At 64.6% G+C, this 15,671-nt stretch carries 13 protein-coding genes; 5 read left to right on the top strand and 8 right to left on the bottom strand.

From position 1 onward, the window contains the following. Positions 1-24: 24 nt before the first annotated feature. The 3 genes from ACP7D4_RS02500 to ACP7D4_RS02510 are packed head-to-tail and all read right to left on the bottom strand — an operon-like array spanning position 25 to position 3,777. The gene (locus ACP7D4_RS02500) at positions 25-900 is read right to left on the bottom strand and encodes a glycosyltransferase (protein ID WP_426207675.1); all 876 of its coding nucleotides are present in this window, start codon (positions 898-900) and stop codon (positions 25-27) included. Positions 901-953: 53 nt separating this feature from the next. Next, positions 954-2,186 (bottom strand): pyridoxal-dependent decarboxylase, exosortase A system-associated, encoded by a 1,233-nt coding sequence (locus ACP7D4_RS02505; protein ID WP_426101846.1) that lies wholly within the window; start codon positions 2,184-2,186, stop codon positions 954-956. A 13-nt stretch (positions 2,187-2,199) separates the two neighbouring features. Then, a complete protein-coding gene (locus ACP7D4_RS02510; RefSeq protein WP_426207676.1) occupies positions 2,200-3,777 on the bottom strand; it encodes an acyl-CoA ligase (AMP-forming), exosortase A system-associated in 1,578 nt (525 codons plus the stop codon). Between the two features lie 75 nt (positions 3,778-3,852). On the opposite strand from ACP7D4_RS02510, the gene ACP7D4_RS02515 reads away from it, so the two are divergent. The 5 genes from ACP7D4_RS02515 to ACP7D4_RS02535 are packed head-to-tail and all read left to right on the top strand — an operon-like array spanning position 3,853 to position 7,917. After that, positions 3,853-5,034 (top strand): DegT/DnrJ/EryC1/StrS family aminotransferase, encoded by a 1,182-nt coding sequence (locus ACP7D4_RS02515; RefSeq protein WP_426207677.1) that lies wholly within the window; start codon positions 3,853-3,855, stop codon positions 5,032-5,034. Then, positions 5,031-6,059, top strand: a complete 1,029-nt coding sequence (locus ACP7D4_RS02520; RefSeq protein ID WP_426207678.1) for a GNAT family N-acetyltransferase — start codon at positions 5,031-5,033, stop codon at positions 6,057-6,059. The genes ACP7D4_RS02515 and ACP7D4_RS02520 overlap by 4 nt, the downstream gene beginning before the upstream one ends. Next, on the top strand, positions 6,049-6,294 hold the full coding sequence (locus ACP7D4_RS02525; protein WP_426207679.1) for an acyl carrier protein: 246 nt from the start codon (positions 6,049-6,051) through the stop codon (positions 6,292-6,294). Before ACP7D4_RS02520 ends, ACP7D4_RS02525 begins: the two co-directional genes overlap by 11 nt. Positions 6,295-6,296: 2 nt before the next feature. After that, a complete protein-coding gene (locus ACP7D4_RS02530) occupies positions 6,297-7,100 on the top strand; it encodes a hydrolase 2, exosortase A system-associated (protein WP_426101856.1) in 804 nt (267 codons plus the stop codon). Beyond that, on the top strand, positions 7,093-7,917 hold the full coding sequence (locus ACP7D4_RS02535; protein WP_426101858.1) for a hydrolase 1, exosortase A system-associated: 825 nt from the start codon (positions 7,093-7,095) through the stop codon (positions 7,915-7,917). Before ACP7D4_RS02530 ends, ACP7D4_RS02535 begins: the two co-directional genes overlap by 8 nt. 285 nt (positions 7,918-8,202) lie before the next feature. Here the strand turns inward: ACP7D4_RS02535 and ACP7D4_RS02540 are convergent, their stop codons facing one another. The 5 genes from ACP7D4_RS02540 to ACP7D4_RS02560 all read right to left on the bottom strand — a co-directional run bounded on the left by ACP7D4_RS02540 (position 8,203) and on the right by ACP7D4_RS02560 (position 15,671). Next, positions 8,203-9,612, bottom strand: coding sequence for a right-handed parallel beta-helix repeat-containing protein (locus ACP7D4_RS02540; RefSeq protein WP_426207680.1), 1,410 nt, complete (start codon positions 9,610-9,612; stop codon positions 8,203-8,205). Between the two features lies 1 nt (position 9,613). After that, the gene (prsR, locus tag ACP7D4_RS02545) at positions 9,614-10,975 is read right to left on the bottom strand and encodes a PEP-CTERM-box response regulator transcription factor (RefSeq protein WP_426101862.1); all 1,362 of its coding nucleotides are present in this window, start codon (positions 10,973-10,975) and stop codon (positions 9,614-9,616) included. Between the two features lie 17 nt (positions 10,976-10,992). Beyond that, complete coding sequence (gene prsK / locus ACP7D4_RS02550) at positions 10,993-13,074, bottom strand: XrtA/PEP-CTERM system histidine kinase PrsK (RefSeq protein WP_426207681.1); 2,082 nt, start codon at positions 13,072-13,074, stop codon at positions 10,993-10,995. Positions 13,075-13,166: 92 nt separating this feature from the next. Then, positions 13,167-14,570 carry a TIGR03013 family XrtA/PEP-CTERM system glycosyltransferase gene (locus ACP7D4_RS02555; protein WP_426101866.1) on the bottom strand — a complete coding sequence of 468 codons (1,404 nt, stop codon included), beginning with the start codon at positions 14,568-14,570 and terminating at the stop codon, positions 13,167-13,169. 66 nt (positions 14,571-14,636) lie between these two features. Beyond that, the gene (locus ACP7D4_RS02560) at positions 14,637-15,671 is read right to left on the bottom strand and encodes an SDR family oxidoreductase (RefSeq protein ID WP_426101868.1); all 1,035 of its coding nucleotides are present in this window, start codon (positions 15,669-15,671) and stop codon (positions 14,637-14,639) included.

Here is a 15,671-nt window from a genome sequence, read left to right on the forward strand (position 1 = left end):
TCCTCTGCGTGTTGGCGACAGCCTCTAACGAGGCGTCAACAGCTTGCGCGTATATAAAAGATAGCGCCAGCCGCCGCGGTGCGCCAGGCTGATCATGTGGTAACGCCAGGCCGGCCCGCGCCTGCCCAGCGCGATATTGTCGCTCGACAGGTCGTGATAGGTGCGGCCCAGCTTTTCCTGCACCTCGCGCGCAACAGGCGCCGGCAAGCCAAGTGCGAGGATGCGCTTCAACACATCCGCTTCGCACGCCCGGAACGCATCCGACTTGGACAGCGACGCCGGCGTATCGTGAATGCGGAAAGTCGGCTCGGCCACCCATGCCATTTTAAAATCGCGCGCCAGCTTGTAGGCCAGGTAAGTCCACTCGTAAAACGGCGCCGGATTGTCGAAATACTTGGCCGTCACCTGCGCCGAGCGAAACAGCCCGCCGCACGAGGATAGCCAGTTTTCAGATGATAAAGCGGCCAACGGGTTGGCCATCACGGCGTCGGCGCGCTGCACGGCGAGCGTTTCCTGCCCATTCTTGAGCCGGTAGCCGTTCGAGGCAGTAAAGCCGATCTCCGGACTGGCCAGCATCGGTTGCACGCGGCGCCACAGCGCGCCCGGCAAATACTCGTCATCGTCGTCGAGAAAACAGAAAAAATCCGTCTCGACCGCCTGCCGCCCCAGGCGCTGCGCCAGCGGCGCGCTGCCTTCGGCCTGGTACAGCACGCGCACGCCTTGCATGGCGCGCAGCAGCTCCACGCAATCGGGCGCGAAACGCTCGCCGTTGACGACCACGACCAGGCCAGCGTCAACCTGTTCCTGCGCCAGGATCCCGGCGATGGCCCGCTGCAGCGAGTCCCACCGGCGCGCTTCGCAGGTAGTCGGAATAATGACCGAAATGGTGGGTCTGTGCACGGCGAATGGTCCTGGAAGTGCTGAAATTGGCAGCGCAAATTATAGCAGCAGCGTCAGACCAGCACTTCCTGCGCGGCCGGGTGGCTGAGGAAGTTGACCGGGCTCGCGCTCAAGCCGTAGGCGCCCGACTGGAACACGACGATCAGGTCGCCCACCTCGGCGTGGGCCAGGTCCATTTTGTCGGCCAGCAGGTCGAGCGGGGTGCACAGGGGACCGACCACGTAGGCCGGGGCGTCGCTTGGCGCGGCCATGCGGTTGCCGACCGCCACCGGGTAATTTTTACGGATCACCTGGCCAAAATTGCCCGACGCCGCCAGGTGGTGGTGCAGCCCGCCGTCAGTCACCAAAAACACCTGCCCGCGCGAGACCTTGCGGTCGATCACGCGCGCCACGTAGACGCCCGCCTCGCCCACCAAAAAGCGCCCAAGTTCGATCGCCAGCTGCGCCTGCGGCAGCGCGCTCAGTACTTGCTGTTGAAGTTGCGCCAGGTGCGCGCCGATTGGCGCCAGCTCCAGCGCGCGCTCGCCGGGAAAATACGGGATGCCAAAGCCGCCGCCGATATTGAACTGGTGCAGCGCTTGCGGCGCGTCGGCCGCCAGGCGCAGCGCCAGTTCCACGGTGCGGCTCTGCGCTTCCATGATGGCGTCGGCCTTCAAGCTTTGCGAGCCGCTGAAAATCTGCAGGCCCAGCACCGCCATGCCTTCGCCGGCGGCCAGTTTCAGCATTGCCGGAGTTTCTTCAGCGTCGATGCCAAACTGCTTGGCGCCGCCGCCCATTTTCATGCCGGACGAGCGCAGCTCGAAGTCCGGATTGACGCGCAAGACGGCGCGCGCCTGCATACCCAGCGTTTGCGACAGGCGCGCAAGGATGCCGATTTCGCGCGCCGACTCCAGGTTCACGCACACGCCGGCGGCCAGCGCCTGCGCCAGTTCCGCCTCGGATTTGCCGGGCCCGGCAAAACTGACCCGCGCCGGGTCCATGCCGGTGTCGAGCGCGACTTTCATTTCGCCCCCAGACGCAACATCGAGCCCGTCGACCAGGCCGGCCATGTGCTGCACCAGCGCCGGCATCGGGTTGGCCTTGATCGAATAGTGCAGCGCCAGCGCCGGCGGCAGGGCCGCGCGCAGCAGCGCCACGCGCTCGCTCAGGAGCGAGCGGTCATAGGCATAGAACGGCGTGCTGCCCACGCGCTGCGCCAGGCGCGTGAGCGGCATGCCGCCTACCTGCAGGCAGTCGTCCACGACGGGGAACTGGGTTTGCGGCGCGTGCACCGGCTTCGCACTCATAAATTGCGACCGTTCATGGGGTGGGACTTTCAAAAAGCGTGGAACAAGTCTGGCGCAGCAGCTTGCGGTCGATCTTGCCGTTCGGGTTGCGCGGAAACGCCTCGCTGCGAATCTCGATATGGGCCGGCACCATGTAGGCCGGCAGGCGGCGCTGGCACTCCTTGAGCAGCGCGGCAATACTCACCTCCTGGCTATCCCGCGCCACCGCCAGCACCACGATCGCCTGGCCCAGCACGGGGTGGGCCACGCCAAAGGCGGCCACTTCGGCCACCAGTTGCGCGGCGTGGATCGCTTCCTCGATTTCGGTGGGGCTGATGCGGTAACCGGACACCTTGATCATGTCGTCGCCGCGCCCCACGAAATACAAAAAGCCTTCTTCGTCGCGGCGCACGGTGTCGCCCGACCAGACGGCAATTTCGGGCAGCGGCAGCGCGGGATGCTGGCCGGGCGCGGGCCGGAACCGTTCGGCCGTCTTGGCCGGGTCGTTCCAGTAGCCCAGCGCCACCAGCGCGCCGCGGTGCACCAGCTCACCCGCCTCGTTGGCGTCGCACACTGTGCCATCAGGCCGCACCACCAGCACTTCGGCGTTGGGAATGGCGCGGCCCATGGAATCGGGCCGGCGATCCAGTTCCGACGGCGGCAGGTAGGTGGAGCGGAACGCTTCGGTCAGTCCGTACATCAGGAACAGGCTCGCGTTTGGCAAGGCCGCCCGCAGCGCGTCCACGGTGGCGCGCGGCATGGCCCCGCCCGAATTGGTCAGGTAGCGCAGCGTGCAAGCGGGGGGCCAAGGCAGCTGCGAGAGCTGGATCCACAGCGGCGGCACGGCGGCCAGGCCGGTGATGGCTTCGTCGGCCACGGCCTTGACGATATCGCGCGCGAACAGGTGGTTGATCAACACCACGCAGGCGCCCACGTGAAAGGCGGTGGTCAGCTGGCTGAAGCCATAGTCGAAGCTCAAGGGCAATACCGCCAGGATGCGGTCCCGCGCGGTCATTCCCAAATAGCCGGCCACGCTGACGGCGCCGGCCACCATATTGCGGTGCGAAAGCACCACGCCCTTGGGGTTGCCGGTGCTGCCCGAGGTGTAGAGGATAGCCGCCATGTCGGTGTCGATGACAACATGCGCGGGCAGGGTTGCAGCCTGCGCGCCTTCCCACGCGCGCACCGCGATGCCGGGAATGTCGATTGGCTCGCCGTCGCCCACCACAAACACGGTATGCACGCTCGGGCAGTCGGCCAGCACCGGCGCGAGCAGGCGCAGGCGCTCGCAGGAAGTAAGCAAAATACTGACGCTGCAGTCGCCCAGAATATAGGCCACCTGGGCTGCCTTGAGCAGCGGATTGACCGGCACGAACACGGCCCCGGCGGCAGCGGCGCCAAAACAAGCGGCCACGTTTTCAATGCGTTTTTCGAGGTACACGGCCACGCGGGCGGCGCGCTGGACGCCGGCGCCCAGCAGAGAGCGCGCCGCGCCATCGACCGCTTGCGCCAGCTGCACGTAATTGAGCTTGCGCGCGCCATGCACGAGCGCCTCCGAGGCCGGAAATTGCCGGGCCGCGCGGAAGATAAAGTCGTGAAGCAGCTCGCTCATTAAAACCTTGTAATGTCGCCGCAATGGGCTGCAATCTTAACAGTTGATTTGCGGTGCACCGTTTATACTTCCACCATGCCCACGCCGAATGATATCAAACCCCGCGCCCCGCTTGCGCCCGTGCTCGCGCGCGGCACCTTCGGGGCGCCGCACCGGCCGGCCGCCGCTTCGGTGCTGGGCGCCGGTGACGTGCGCATGGTTACCAGCGGGCGCATCGCCATTGCGCTGGCGCTGCGCGAAATGCACGTGGGCGCCGGCGACACGGTGCTGGTGCCCGCATACCACAGCATGTCGATGATCCCGCCGGTGCTGGCCTGCGGCGCGCGCGTGGTCTTTTACAAGGTCGGGCCGGATGCGCAGGTTGACCTGGCTGACATCGCCGCCCGGCTCGACGCGACGGTCAAGGTACTGATGGTCACCCACTACTTCGGTATCGCCCAGAACATGGCTGCGCTGCGCGCGCTGTGCGACAAGGACGCACTATTTCTGCTTGAAGACTGCGCCCACTGTTTTTTTGGCGAGCATGAGGGCAAACCGGCCGGCTACTGGGGCGACTACGCCATTGCCAGCAGCATGAAGTTTTTTCCCATCTACGAAGGCGGCTGCCTGGTCTCGGCGCGCCACGTTCTGCGCACCCCGCCCACGGTCTCGGCGGGCAAGGGTTTCGAAGTGAAAGCCTGCCTGAACGCGCTGGAAAACAGCTTTGCGTATGGCCGCCTGCCGCTGGTGCACGCGCTGCTTTGGCTGCCGCTCAAGCTCAAGGCGGCGCTGTGGGGCCGTCTCAAGCAGCGCGCCGCGCCCGCGCTCACAGGCACGCTGACGCCCTCGTCGTCCGACAGCAGTTATGAGTTCGATGCGCGCTGGCTGGACAAGCGCGCATCGTGGTTTTCGCGCACCGTGATCGCGCACGCTTCGCACGCGCGCATTGTCGCGCGCCGGCGCGCCAATTACCTGCAGCTGCAGCAGGCGCTGGTCGGCCTGCCCGGCTGCCGCCCCTTGTTTGCCGCCCTGCCTGACGGCGCCTGCCCGTGGCTGTTTCCGCTGCTGGTAGACGCGCCCCAGCCGCTGTTTGAACGCCTGCTCGCGGCCCGCGTGCCCATGACGCGCTTTGCCGAAACGCTGTGGCCGGGCGCCGAGATGTGCGCCAACAGTGCGGCCCTGTCGCGCCAGGTGATTGCCTTCCCGGTGCACCAGGAGCTGCGCGCCGACGAAGTCGCGTGGATGACGGTCGCGATCCGCGCCGCGCTCGCCGCATGAAATGGTCGCTCGTCAAGGCGGCGCAATTGCCTGCAGAGTGGGCCGCGCTGCACGCGCGCTGCCAGGCCTCCCCAATGCTGGCAGTGGAATTCGTGCAGCCCTTGATTACCGAATTTGGCACCGGCCGCCAATACCTGGCCAGCTGCGCGCATGACGGGCGAACCGTGGCCATGGCCCTGGTCGAGGCGCGCGGGCGCGGCAGCTGGGCGCTGTTCCAGCCGGCCCAGGCGCCGATTGGCCTGTGGCTGCAGGAAAGCGGCCTGGCGCTCGAACCGCTGCTGGCGTCGCTGGTCGCCGCCCTGCCCGGCCCGGCGTTGCTGTTTGGCCTGACCCAGTGCGATCCCGACCTGCTGCCGCGCCCCGCCGAAGGCGGCAAGCTGCGCACCCTAAGCTACATCGACACCGCCAAAATCACGCTGGCCGGCAGTTTTGAAAATTACTGGAATGGGCGCGGCAAGAACCTGCGCGCCAACCTGAAAAAACAGCGCGCGCGGCTGGACAAGGAAGGCGTGGCGCTGCGGCTGCAGGTGAGCCATTTGCCGGGCGAGGTGGCCGCCGCCGTGGCCGACTATGGCCGGCTCGAGAGCGCGGGCTGGAAAGCCGGCGGCGGCACTGCGGTGGCCGCCGACAATGCGCAGGGCCGCTACTACCAGGCCATGCTCGAAGGCTTTTGCCGGCGCGGTGCAGGCAGCATTTACCGCTACTGGTTTGGCGAGCGGCTGGTGGCGATGGACCTGTGCATCGAAGACGCCGCGCAGATCATCGTGCTGAAAACAAGCTATGACGAGAGCGTGCCGGGCAACCTGTCGCCAACGCTGCTGATGCGCGAAGAAGCGTGCCGCCAGCTGTTCGACGAAGGCCGTTTTGCGCGCCTTGAATTCTATGGCAAGGTGATGGAATGGCACACCCGCTGGACGGATGAGGTGCGCACTCTATACCATGTCAATTATTACCGCTGGCCGGTCCTGGCCCGTCTCCATGCGCGCTGGCAGTCGCGCACCTTGAAAGCACACCATGTACCTTGACGACGTAAAGCAGATCCTGATCGACATCCTGAACCTGGGCGAACAGGGCCACGCAATGAACGCGCAAACGCGCCTGCTGGGCAGCCTTCCCGAACTCGATTCCATGGCGGTTGTGAACGTGATTACCGCGCTCGAAGAGCTTTTCGGCATCGCCGTGCAGGACGATGAAATCAGCGCCGAAACGTTCGACACGCTGGGCAGCCTGGCCGCGTTCGTGGCGCAAAAACTCGGGTGAGCATGCCGCAGCACGCGCCGGCTGCAGCGTTCTTCCTCGACGGGGAACGCTTTTGCCTGTACCACGCGCCGCAGGGCGCGTGCCGCGGTGGGCTGGTCTATATCCATCCGTTTGCCGAAGAAATGAACAAGTCGCGCCGCATGGCGGCCCTGCAGGCGCGCGCGCTGGCAGCGCTTGGTTACGGCGTGCTGCAGATTGACCTGCACGGTTGCGGCGACAGCGGCGGCGAATTTGCCGACGCGCGCTGGGAACGCTGGCAGGACGACGTGGCGGCCGCCAGCGCCTGGCTGCGCGAACGCCTGCAGATGCCGGTCGGGCTGTGGGGCTTGCGCCTGGGCGCGCTGCTGGCGCTCGACTGCGCGCGCACCCAGCCAGTGGCGCAACTGGTGCTGTGGCAGCCGGTGCTGCAAGGCGCCGCCTTCATGACCCAGTTTTTGCGCCTGCGCGTGGCCGGCGCCATGCTGGACGGGGCGTCCGAAGGCACCGCAGAACTGCGCGCGCGCCTGTTGGCCGGCGAGGCGTTCGAGGTGGCCGGTTACGTGCTGGCGCCGGAACTTGTAAAGGCAATTGACGCGCTCGATGTGATACGGTTTTTACCGAGTTGCCCCGTAAACTGGATCGAAATCGTCGCCGCCGCCGAACGGCCCATCACGCCGGCGGCGCTGCGCGTGGCCGCTGAATGGACGCGCCTGGGCGCGGCGCCCGCGCTGCACAAGGTGGCAGCAACCTCCTTCTGGTCAACCCAGGAAATCACCGAGTGTCCCGAGCTGATTGCCGCCACCTGCAGCTTGTTGGCCCATGACTGAACAGCGCGCCCTGGTGTTTGCCTGCGCCGGCAACTGGCTGTATGGCGTTGTTAACCTGCCCGCAGCGCCCCACAAGCGCGGCGTGCTGATCGTCGTTGGAGGTCCGCAATATCGCGCCGGCAGCCATCGCCAGTTCACGCTGCTGGCGCGCAGCCTGTCCGAACAAGGCATTGCGGCGATGCGCTTCGATTACCGCGGCATGGGCGACAGCGAAGGCGAGATGCGCGACTTCGAGAACGTGGGCGACGACCTGCGCGCCGCCATCGACGCCTTCCTGGCCGCCGCGCCGGCGGTGCGCGAAGTGGTGCTGTGGGGCCTGTGCGACGCGGCGTCGGCGGCGGCGCTGTACGCAGCGGGCGACGCGCGCGTGGCCGGCCTGGTGCTGCTCAATCCCTGGGTGCGCACCGACAGCGGCGCGGCCAAGGCCACGCTCAAGCACTACTACCGCGACCGGCTGCTGCAAGGCGCGCTGTGGAAAAAAATCGCCAGTGGCCGCTTTGACGTGCGCGCCGCCGCGCGCTCGTTTACCGGCCTGCTGGGTAGCGCGCGCAAGGCGCCGGCTTCGAACGCTCTGCCGGACCGCATGCATCAAGGGCTGGACCGTTTTACCGGCAAGGTGCTGGTGATTCTGAGCGGGGCCGACCTGACGGCGCAGGAATTCGCCGCTGTCGCGCAGTCGCCCAAGTGGAGCGGCCTGATGGCCGCGCCGCGCATCACGCGGCGCCTGCTGCCCAAGGCCGACCATACCTGCTCGCGCCGCGTCTGGCATGACCAAGTGGCGCAGTGGACGGCCGAGTGGCTGCGCGCCTGGAATTGAATGCGCCTGGTAACTCGAAAACCACAACCAACATCGTTCTCGCGCACGCGGGGACCCATAGAACCGACGAGTCATGTTCTCCTTGAATCAATCTGGTTACTGTAACTACTTGATTTTAAGGGAGGGATTGGCATCCGTTCTATGGGTCCCCGCCTTCGCGAGGACGATGTTGTTTAGGTCTCCAGAATCCCAAATGTTGCGATTTTTGAGTGGCGAGTTGGTCCTAAAGCGTTTTGCAACAGCCTCGTGCGCGAGGACGATGTAATTCTACTGAACCGGTCAGATCTACTTCTGGCAGGCGCTAATATCTTCAAATGCGCCGTAGCTTGGCGCAGCCGGGCGCGTTCCACCGCACAGGTCCGGCGGTAGTTCGTCGACCTTGGCGCGCCGGGGCGGCGCCTGCTTCCACTGAAAATCGTCGGCAAACAGCCGCCGCTGCGCATGGTAACCCGTGTACAGCAGCGCGATCGGCGTAGACAGGTTGTCGTTCAGGCGCAGCAAGGCGCCGTCGCGGCTGCGGATGTCGCCGTCAACCAGGTTGCCCTCGACGTCGGCACTGGTGCCGGCAAAGCGCGCCTGAATGCCGCCGGTATCGATCAGCGTGTTGTGCAGCAGTTCGCTGGCGGCCGCGTTGTTCAAATAAATGCCGTCGTCCGAACAGCTGGCGATCAGGTTGGCGCGCACGATGGCGCGATCCTGCTCGGTGATGCACCTGCCGTCGCGGCAGTACTGCCTGCCGGTGCCCCCGCCTCCCAGCGACAGGCCAACCCGCTGCCCCGGCGCGCCGCGCAGCCGGTCTTCGCACAGCACCACGTTTTGCTCAAATACGTTGTCCGATCCGGCGCCCTTGACGAAGCCGCCGTAGCTGATGCGGTCACCTCCGCTCTTGATGAAGTCGGCGATCAGGTTGCGCCGGATCGTCCAGCCGCTGGCCGCCACCAGGTCGACCAGCGTCACCGGACTGCTGGTGCTGCGCGCGCTGGCGTTGCGCAACGTATTGCCGTCAATCAAACCATGGTCGGGAAAGAGGCGCTGGTCGCCATTGATCTTGAAGTGGGCGTTAAAGTCGGTGATGGTGTTATTGCGCGCTTCAAAGTGATGCGCCGCGCCGACCACGTGAAAGGCATGCTCGCACTGGGCCTGCTCGAGACAGACGCCGCGGATGGCCAGGTTTTCAAAATGCCAGTACGGGGCGCTGACAATAAAGCCTTCCACCAGCGCGAATTCAAGCGTGACGCTGCCGGCCTGCTCGGCGCGCAGCACGATGGGCGCGCCGGCGGTGCCCGGCCGGCTGACATACAGCGGCGCGCCGGCGAACTGGTAGCGCCCCGGCAGCAGCGTGATGACGTCGCCCGGTGCCGCGGCCGCGATGGCGCGCCTTACCTCGTCGCTGGTGGACACGATGCGCCGCTGCGCCGCTGCGCCGGCGAAGGGCAGCGCGGCGCGCGCGCCGATGGCCGCAAAGGTGGCCACGGGTAGGCGGGACTCGCCCCGGTCGAGCCGCACCAGCGCCGCGGCCGACCACTGGCCCACACCCTCGATGGTTGGATTGTGGCCGGACGTCCGCTTGTCGATGTAGGGCGCCAGCGCGCGCGGCGTGATGCCCTTGTCCTGCAGGTACAGCGCGCCGGCGCCGGCAGCGAGCACGCCGATCAGGGCGCAGCCGGCCAGCAGCCGCAGCGCGCGCCGCGCCATGCTAGTCGCCGTTCTTGATGTTATGGCGCGCCATCAGGTCATACATGGTCGGGCGGCTGATGCCGAGCAGCTCGGACGCCTTGACGATATTGCCGTCGACCCGCGCCAGCGACTTGACCAGCGCCTTGTACTCGGCTTCGTCGCGCACCTGGCGCAGGTTGAGCGGCTCGTCTTCGGGAGCGGCGGCGGCCAGGCCCAGGTCGTCGGGTTGAATTGCCGGGCCGTCGGCCATGATCACGGCGCGCTTGATGCAGTTTTCCATTTCGCGCACATTGCCCGGCCAGCCGTAGGTTTCGATCGCCGTCATCGCTTCGCTAGAAAAATGCAGGCCGGAGCGCGATTCGGCGGCGCTGAACTTGTTCTTGAAGTGGTGCGCCAGCAGCGCCGCGTCGCCCAGGCGCGCGCGCAGCGGCGGGATGGTGACCACGATTTCGGACAGGCGATAATACAAGTCTTCGCGAAAGCGCCCGGCCGCCGTCAGCTCCTTGAGGTTCTGGTGCGTCGCGCAAACGATGCGCACATCGACCGGAATTTCCTCGTGCCCGCCGACGCGCTCGATCACGCGTTCCTGCAAAAAGCGCAGCAGCTTGGCCTGCAGCGCCATCGGCAAGTCGCCCACTTCATCGAGGAAGAAGGTGCCGCCGTTGGCCAGTTCGACCTTGCCCTTGGTCTGCTTGGCCGCGCCCGTGTAGGCGCCTTTTTCGTAGCCGAACAATTCGCTCTCGAGCAGGTTTTCGGGAATCGCGGCGCAGTTGATCGCCATGAAGCGGTTATTCGCGCGCGGCGACAGGTTGTGCAGCGCGCGCGCCAGCACTTCCTTGCCGGTGCCCGATTCGCCCAGCACCATGACCGACGCGGTAGTGGGCGCCACCCGTTCAAGGTTGCGGCACACCTTTTGCATGCCGGCGTCGCGCGTGATCAGGCCGGCCATGGGCGAATCGGCCTGCTGCGCCAGCATGCGCTGGTTTTCCTTTTGCAGCGCATGCAAAAAAAACGCGCGCTGCAGCACCAGGCCCAGTACTTCGCTGTCGCACGGCTTTTGGTGAAAGTCGTAGGCGCCCAGCGCGATGGCCTTGACGGCGTTGGCGTGGTCCTGGTTGCCGGTCAAGACAATCACGCGCGTGGCGGGCGCCAGCGCCAGGATTTGCTGCAAGGTGGCCAGGCCTTCGGTGGCGCCGTCCGGGTCGGGCGGCAAGCCCAGGTCCATCGTGACCACCGCCGGCTCGTGGCGGCGGATCTGCGCCAGCGCGCTCTCGCGGTCGCCCGCGACGAGTACGTCATAGGCGTCGAAACTCCAGCGCAGCTGCTTTTGCAGGCCCGGGTCGTCTTCGATGATGAGCAGTTTTTGTTTGGTCGTAGTCACAGCAGTCTTTCTGGCCGTCAGACGGCAATATCGAGCGTTTGCGCCTGGTGTTGATGGAGCGGCAAACTTACATAAAAGGTGGTACCGGCGCCAACTTCGCTGACGAGCTCGATTTTACCGCCCAATTCCGAAATGTACTCCTGGCTTTCGAAAACACCGATGCCCATGCCGGCCGACTTGGTCGATTCGAACGGCTTGAACAGGCGCTCGCGGATGAATTCCTCGCTCATCCCTTCGCCGGTGTCGGCAATGGTAATGAGCACGTTGTCGTCGCGCCGGCGCAGGCTGATGGCCACCTTCCCATCCTTGGGCGTGGCTTCAATCGCGTTCTGGATCAGGTGGCCGAGCACGCGCTCGAGCCGTTCGCGGTCGGCCAGCACTTTCATGCCGGCATCGAGCAATTCCAGCACCGGGTGCGGCTCGAACGCGGCCTTCAGCGCCACCGCCTGGATCAAGACCTTGTCGATGGCCAGCGGGGCCATGTGGACGGGCGACTCGCTGCGGCTCAACTTTTGCAGCAGCAGCTTCATTTTTTGCACCGAGTGGGTCACGGTGTCGAGCATGTCGCGCTGGAACTCCGGATTGTTGCGGTGCTTTTCCGCGTTCGGAATGAGCAGCGACAATTGCGAGACCAGGTTTTTCAGGTCGTGCACCACAAAGGTGGACATGCGGTTGAACGACTCGAACTGGCGCGCCACCATCAGCGCGGTGGCCGCGTCTTGCTGGGCGAGGTAGCTGGCGGCCTGGTTGCCGGCGATTTTCAGCAGGTCGATCACTTCCCAGTTCAGCGCCACCGGGCTGCGCGGGCGCATCAGGAGCATGAAGCCGAACAGCTTGCCCTGCATGATCAGCGGCACCACCAAGGAGCGGCGGGCGAACCTGGTCAGCCAGGCGGGCAGCGGCATGTCGTCATATAGCTCGGGCCGCTCGGCGTATTCGTTCAGGTCGACCACCCACTGCTTGCTTTCCAAAAACTGGCAAAACGGCGAATCGGCCGGCTCGCTGATGTTTTCGACCGGCACATGCCAGTACGATTGCGGTTCGTACAGGCCCGAATCGCGGCGGATGAACAGCACCCCGCCCGGGCTTTCGACCAGTTCGCCCACGGCCTGGATGGTGCGCACGCCCAGCCCCGGACCGCTTTCGGACAGGGTGCGGGTAAAGCGCAGCCATTCTTCGCGGTAGTCGTAGTTGTAGCGGTAAAAGTGCTTGCTGATGAAGACCTTCAGCCACGAGCGGAAGGTGCCTGAAAACAGGATCACCACCAGCAGCACCAGCGCCCCGAACAAAAACGCGACCTGCATCACCGTGCCCCAGCTGCCGCCGACAAAGCGCAGGTAGTAGCCGGCCGAGCCCATGGCCAGCAGGTAGATGGCCGAGCCGAACAGCGCGGCGGTATGGAACATCACGCGCCGCGACAGCGCCAGTTCCGACGACCAGGAAGCGCTGCGGGCGATCGACATGGCCACCAGCGGCACGGTCAGCGCATTGATGACGCCGCGCGCGGCCCAGATGTCCGGGTCCACCTGGTGGAACAGCATGGTGTTGGAAAACAGGTAAAAATCGTACGCATACATGGCGCCGATGCCCAGGCATGCAAACTTGACGGCCCAGCGTTCCTGCAGCGACTTGTTGCGGTAGAGCTGCTCGACCAGCACGATGCCCAGCACGGCCAGCGCCACGCGCGCCGTCACGCTCGGCATCAAGCCCGTCTCGCTGAGCGACGTCAGGTGCCACACCCCGGCCACGGTGCCCAGGAAGAACAGCACATAGAAGGAAAAGATCGCCAGCACCCAGCCCTGCAGCTTGAGCGGCAGGCGGCTGTCTGGGTCACGGTAGCTGCCGATCAGGACGATGAGAAAGGCGGACCAGGCGCCGTTGCGCAGCACTTCAAAGGAATCGGTCCAGGCCGACCAGGCTGGCAAGTCGCCCTGGTCGGCTTGCCATGCCAGCGCGGCGCTCCAGAACAGGCTGGCGACGGCGGCGATGGTGACCGAGGTGGCGTGGGTACGGCTGCGCCAGCGCGTCATCAGCATGACGCACAGGACCAGGAATGCAAGGGCGGCTACCAGGTAGCTGTAGGAAGCGATACTGCTCAATGTGCACCATCCGTCAGAACCGCAGCGGAAATTAAAATGTCCCTGTATTTAGCGAACGTCTGGCAATCGTCCAGCGACCGACTAGCGACCGACTAGCGACCGCTGCGGAACAGTACGACCTTGAGCGTATCAATCAGAATCAGGATGTCCAGGAATAAACTATTGTTCTTCACATAATACAGGTCATATTGAAGTTTTTGCAACGCATCGTCCGCAGAAGCGCCGTAGCCATAGCGCACCTGTGCCCAGCCGGTAATGCCGGGCTTGATGCTGTGGCGGACGTTGTAGTAAGGCACCACTTCAATCAACTGCTCGACGAAATATGGGCGTTCCGGGCGCGGGCCGACAAAGCTCATCTCGCCCTTGAACACGTTCAGGATTTGCGGCAGTTCGTCGATCCGGGTCTTGCGGATGAAGTTCCCGATGCGCGTGACGCGCGGATCGTTTTGCGCGGCCCACTGCGGCTTGCCGCCTTTTTCGGCATCGTTGCGCATGCTGCGAAATTTCAGCACATTGAAGCTGTGCCCGTCCAGGCCCACGCGCTCCTGCTGGTAAAAGATGGGCGAACGGTCTTCCAGGTAAATCACGATGGCGGTGACGACCATGACGGGAAACGCCACCAGCAAGATGCCGCCGCTGCAGATCAGGTCGAAGCCGCGCTTCATGAAGGTACGGATGAAACTCTGGTCAAAGCCGCCGCCAAACACCAGCCAGCTTGGCTGCAGCGAATCGACGCGGATCTGGCAGCTTTCGCGCTCGAAAAAATTGGCGGCGTCGGTCACCTTGATGCCTTGCAGCTTGCAGTCGAGCAGTTCCTTGATCGGGAAGCCGCCGCGCCGGTTTTGCACCGACACCACGATTTCCTCGACATTGTGGGCCATGGCCAGCGTCGAGAGCGACTCGCCGTCGCGCACCTTGAGCACCTGCGACAGCGGCACGCAGCATTCCTCGGAAGGAATGGCGACATAGCCGGCAATGTCGTAGCGGTGGTAGCCGGTGTTATGAATGGCCAGGTCCGAGCATTCCTTGGCCAGCGGCCCGCCGCCCAAAAAGATGATGCGCGTTTCCAGGAAGCGCAATTCGGACGTCTTGAAAAACACCATGCGCGCCAAAAAGATGCCGCCTGCGGCAATCGTAAACACGGCCGCCAGCACACCACGCCCGATCTGCAGGTCCGGCAGCACGTAGAAAATGAGCGTGAGGATCACGAAGCCCATCACAAAGGCGGGCATCAGCTTGAGGAAAAACGGGTCGCGCAAGCCTTCGGTAAAGTTGAGCTGGTACAGGCCCATGGCGCTCATCGAAAAAATGATGGCGCAGGCAAACGCGAGTGCGGACAGGAAAAAGTGAGGAAACTCCGGCGCCGTGGTGCCTTCGGCCATATTCAGCACGCGTACGGCAGCGCCGGCGTATGCCGAACCGATCAGTACCAGCACTTCGACGAACAATAGGAAAAACACTATCTTCGAGACGTAGTGATTAGAAATCTTTAACACGCTTTCCTCCGCAATTCTTAATGCCTACTGGGGGACGCATGGCGCCCTGCCCACTGTTGCCTGGAACTAGAGCGCCCGGTCGAGGTGCGCGATGTACCATTGCAGGGCCTGTTCGAGGCCTTCGCCGATCCGGTGCGTGGGCGCAAAGCCGAGCAGCGTTTCAGCCTTGGAAATGTCGGCCTGCGAGTGGCGTACGTCGCCGGCGCGGAAATCCTTGAAATGGGGCCGGTGCCCTTCGACATGCGGATAGCGCTCGCGCAGCAGCGCGCACATCATCTGGTGCAGTTCGTTCAGGCTGGTGCGCTCGTTGAGCGCCACGTTGTAGACCTGGTTGGCGGCCGCGGCCGGCGACATGGCCGCCAGCAAATTGGCTTGCACGACATTGTCGATAAAGCAGAAGTCGCGGCTGGTTTCGCCGTCGCCATTGATGAACAGGTCGCGGTTTTCAATCAGCGCGGCAATCCACTGGGGAATCACGGCGGCGTAAGCGCCGTGCGGGTCCTGGCGCGGACCGAAGACGTTGAAGTAGCGCAGGCCGATCGCTTCAATCCCGTAACAACGGGCAAACACATCGGCGAACAGTTCATTGACGTATTTGGTGACCGCGTACGGCGAGAGCGGATTGCCGATGACGGACTCGACCTTGGGCAAGGCCGGATGGTCGCCATAGGTGGAGCTGGAAGCGGCGTAGACGAAGCGGCGCGTTTTCGCGTCGCGCGACGCCGTGATCATGTTCAAAAAGCCCGTGATATTGACGTCGTTGCTGGTGATCGGGTCGGCGATCGAGCGCGACACGGAACCCAGCGCCGCCTGGTGCAGCACGAAGTCGACCCCTTCGCAGGCGCGCGCGCAATCGGCGAACTGGCGGATATCGCCTTCGATGAAGGTAAAGCGCTGCCAGGCGGCGTCGCCCACCAGGCAGCGCACTTCGTCGAGATTGTACTGGTGGCCGGTGGCAAAGTTGTCCAGGCCGGTGACGCGCTGGTTCAACCGCAGCAGCGCTTCAACCAGGTTCGAACCGATGAAGCCGGCGGCGCCGGTCACGAGCCAGTGATACGCGTTGTCGCGCAAATGCAATTGAAGTTCGGCAAACTTATTCAC

The sequence above is a fragment of the Massilia sp. TWP1-3-3 genome, from assembly GCF_049897805.1.
GTDB lineage: Bacteria > Pseudomonadota > Gammaproteobacteria > Burkholderiales > Burkholderiaceae_D > Telluria_A.

Coding starts and splice junctions, on each gene's coding strand:
- ACP7D4_RS02515 (WP_426207677.1), top strand. CDS start 3,853: ATGCCCACGCCGAATGATATCAAACCCCGCGCCCCGCTTGCGCCCGTG.
- ACP7D4_RS02540 (WP_426207680.1), bottom strand. CDS start 9,612: ATGGCGCGGCGCGCGCTGCGGCTGCTGGCCGGCTGCGCCCTGATCGGC.
- ACP7D4_RS02510 (WP_426207676.1), bottom strand. CDS start 3,777: ATGAGCGAGCTGCTTCACGACTTTATCTTCCGCGCGGCCCGGCAATTT.
- ACP7D4_RS02525 (WP_426207679.1), top strand. CDS start 6,049: ATGTACCTTGACGACGTAAAGCAGATCCTGATCGACATCCTGAACCTG.
- ACP7D4_RS02505 (WP_426101846.1), bottom strand. CDS start 2,186: ATGAGTGCGAAGCCGGTGCACGCGCCGCAAACCCAGTTCCCCGTCGTG.
- ACP7D4_RS02530 (WP_426101856.1), top strand. CDS start 6,297: ATGCCGCAGCACGCGCCGGCTGCAGCGTTCTTCCTCGACGGGGAACGC.
- ACP7D4_RS02535 (WP_426101858.1), top strand. CDS start 7,093: ATGACTGAACAGCGCGCCCTGGTGTTTGCCTGCGCCGGCAACTGGCTG.
- ACP7D4_RS02520 (WP_426207678.1), top strand. CDS start 5,031: ATGAAATGGTCGCTCGTCAAGGCGGCGCAATTGCCTGCAGAGTGGGCC.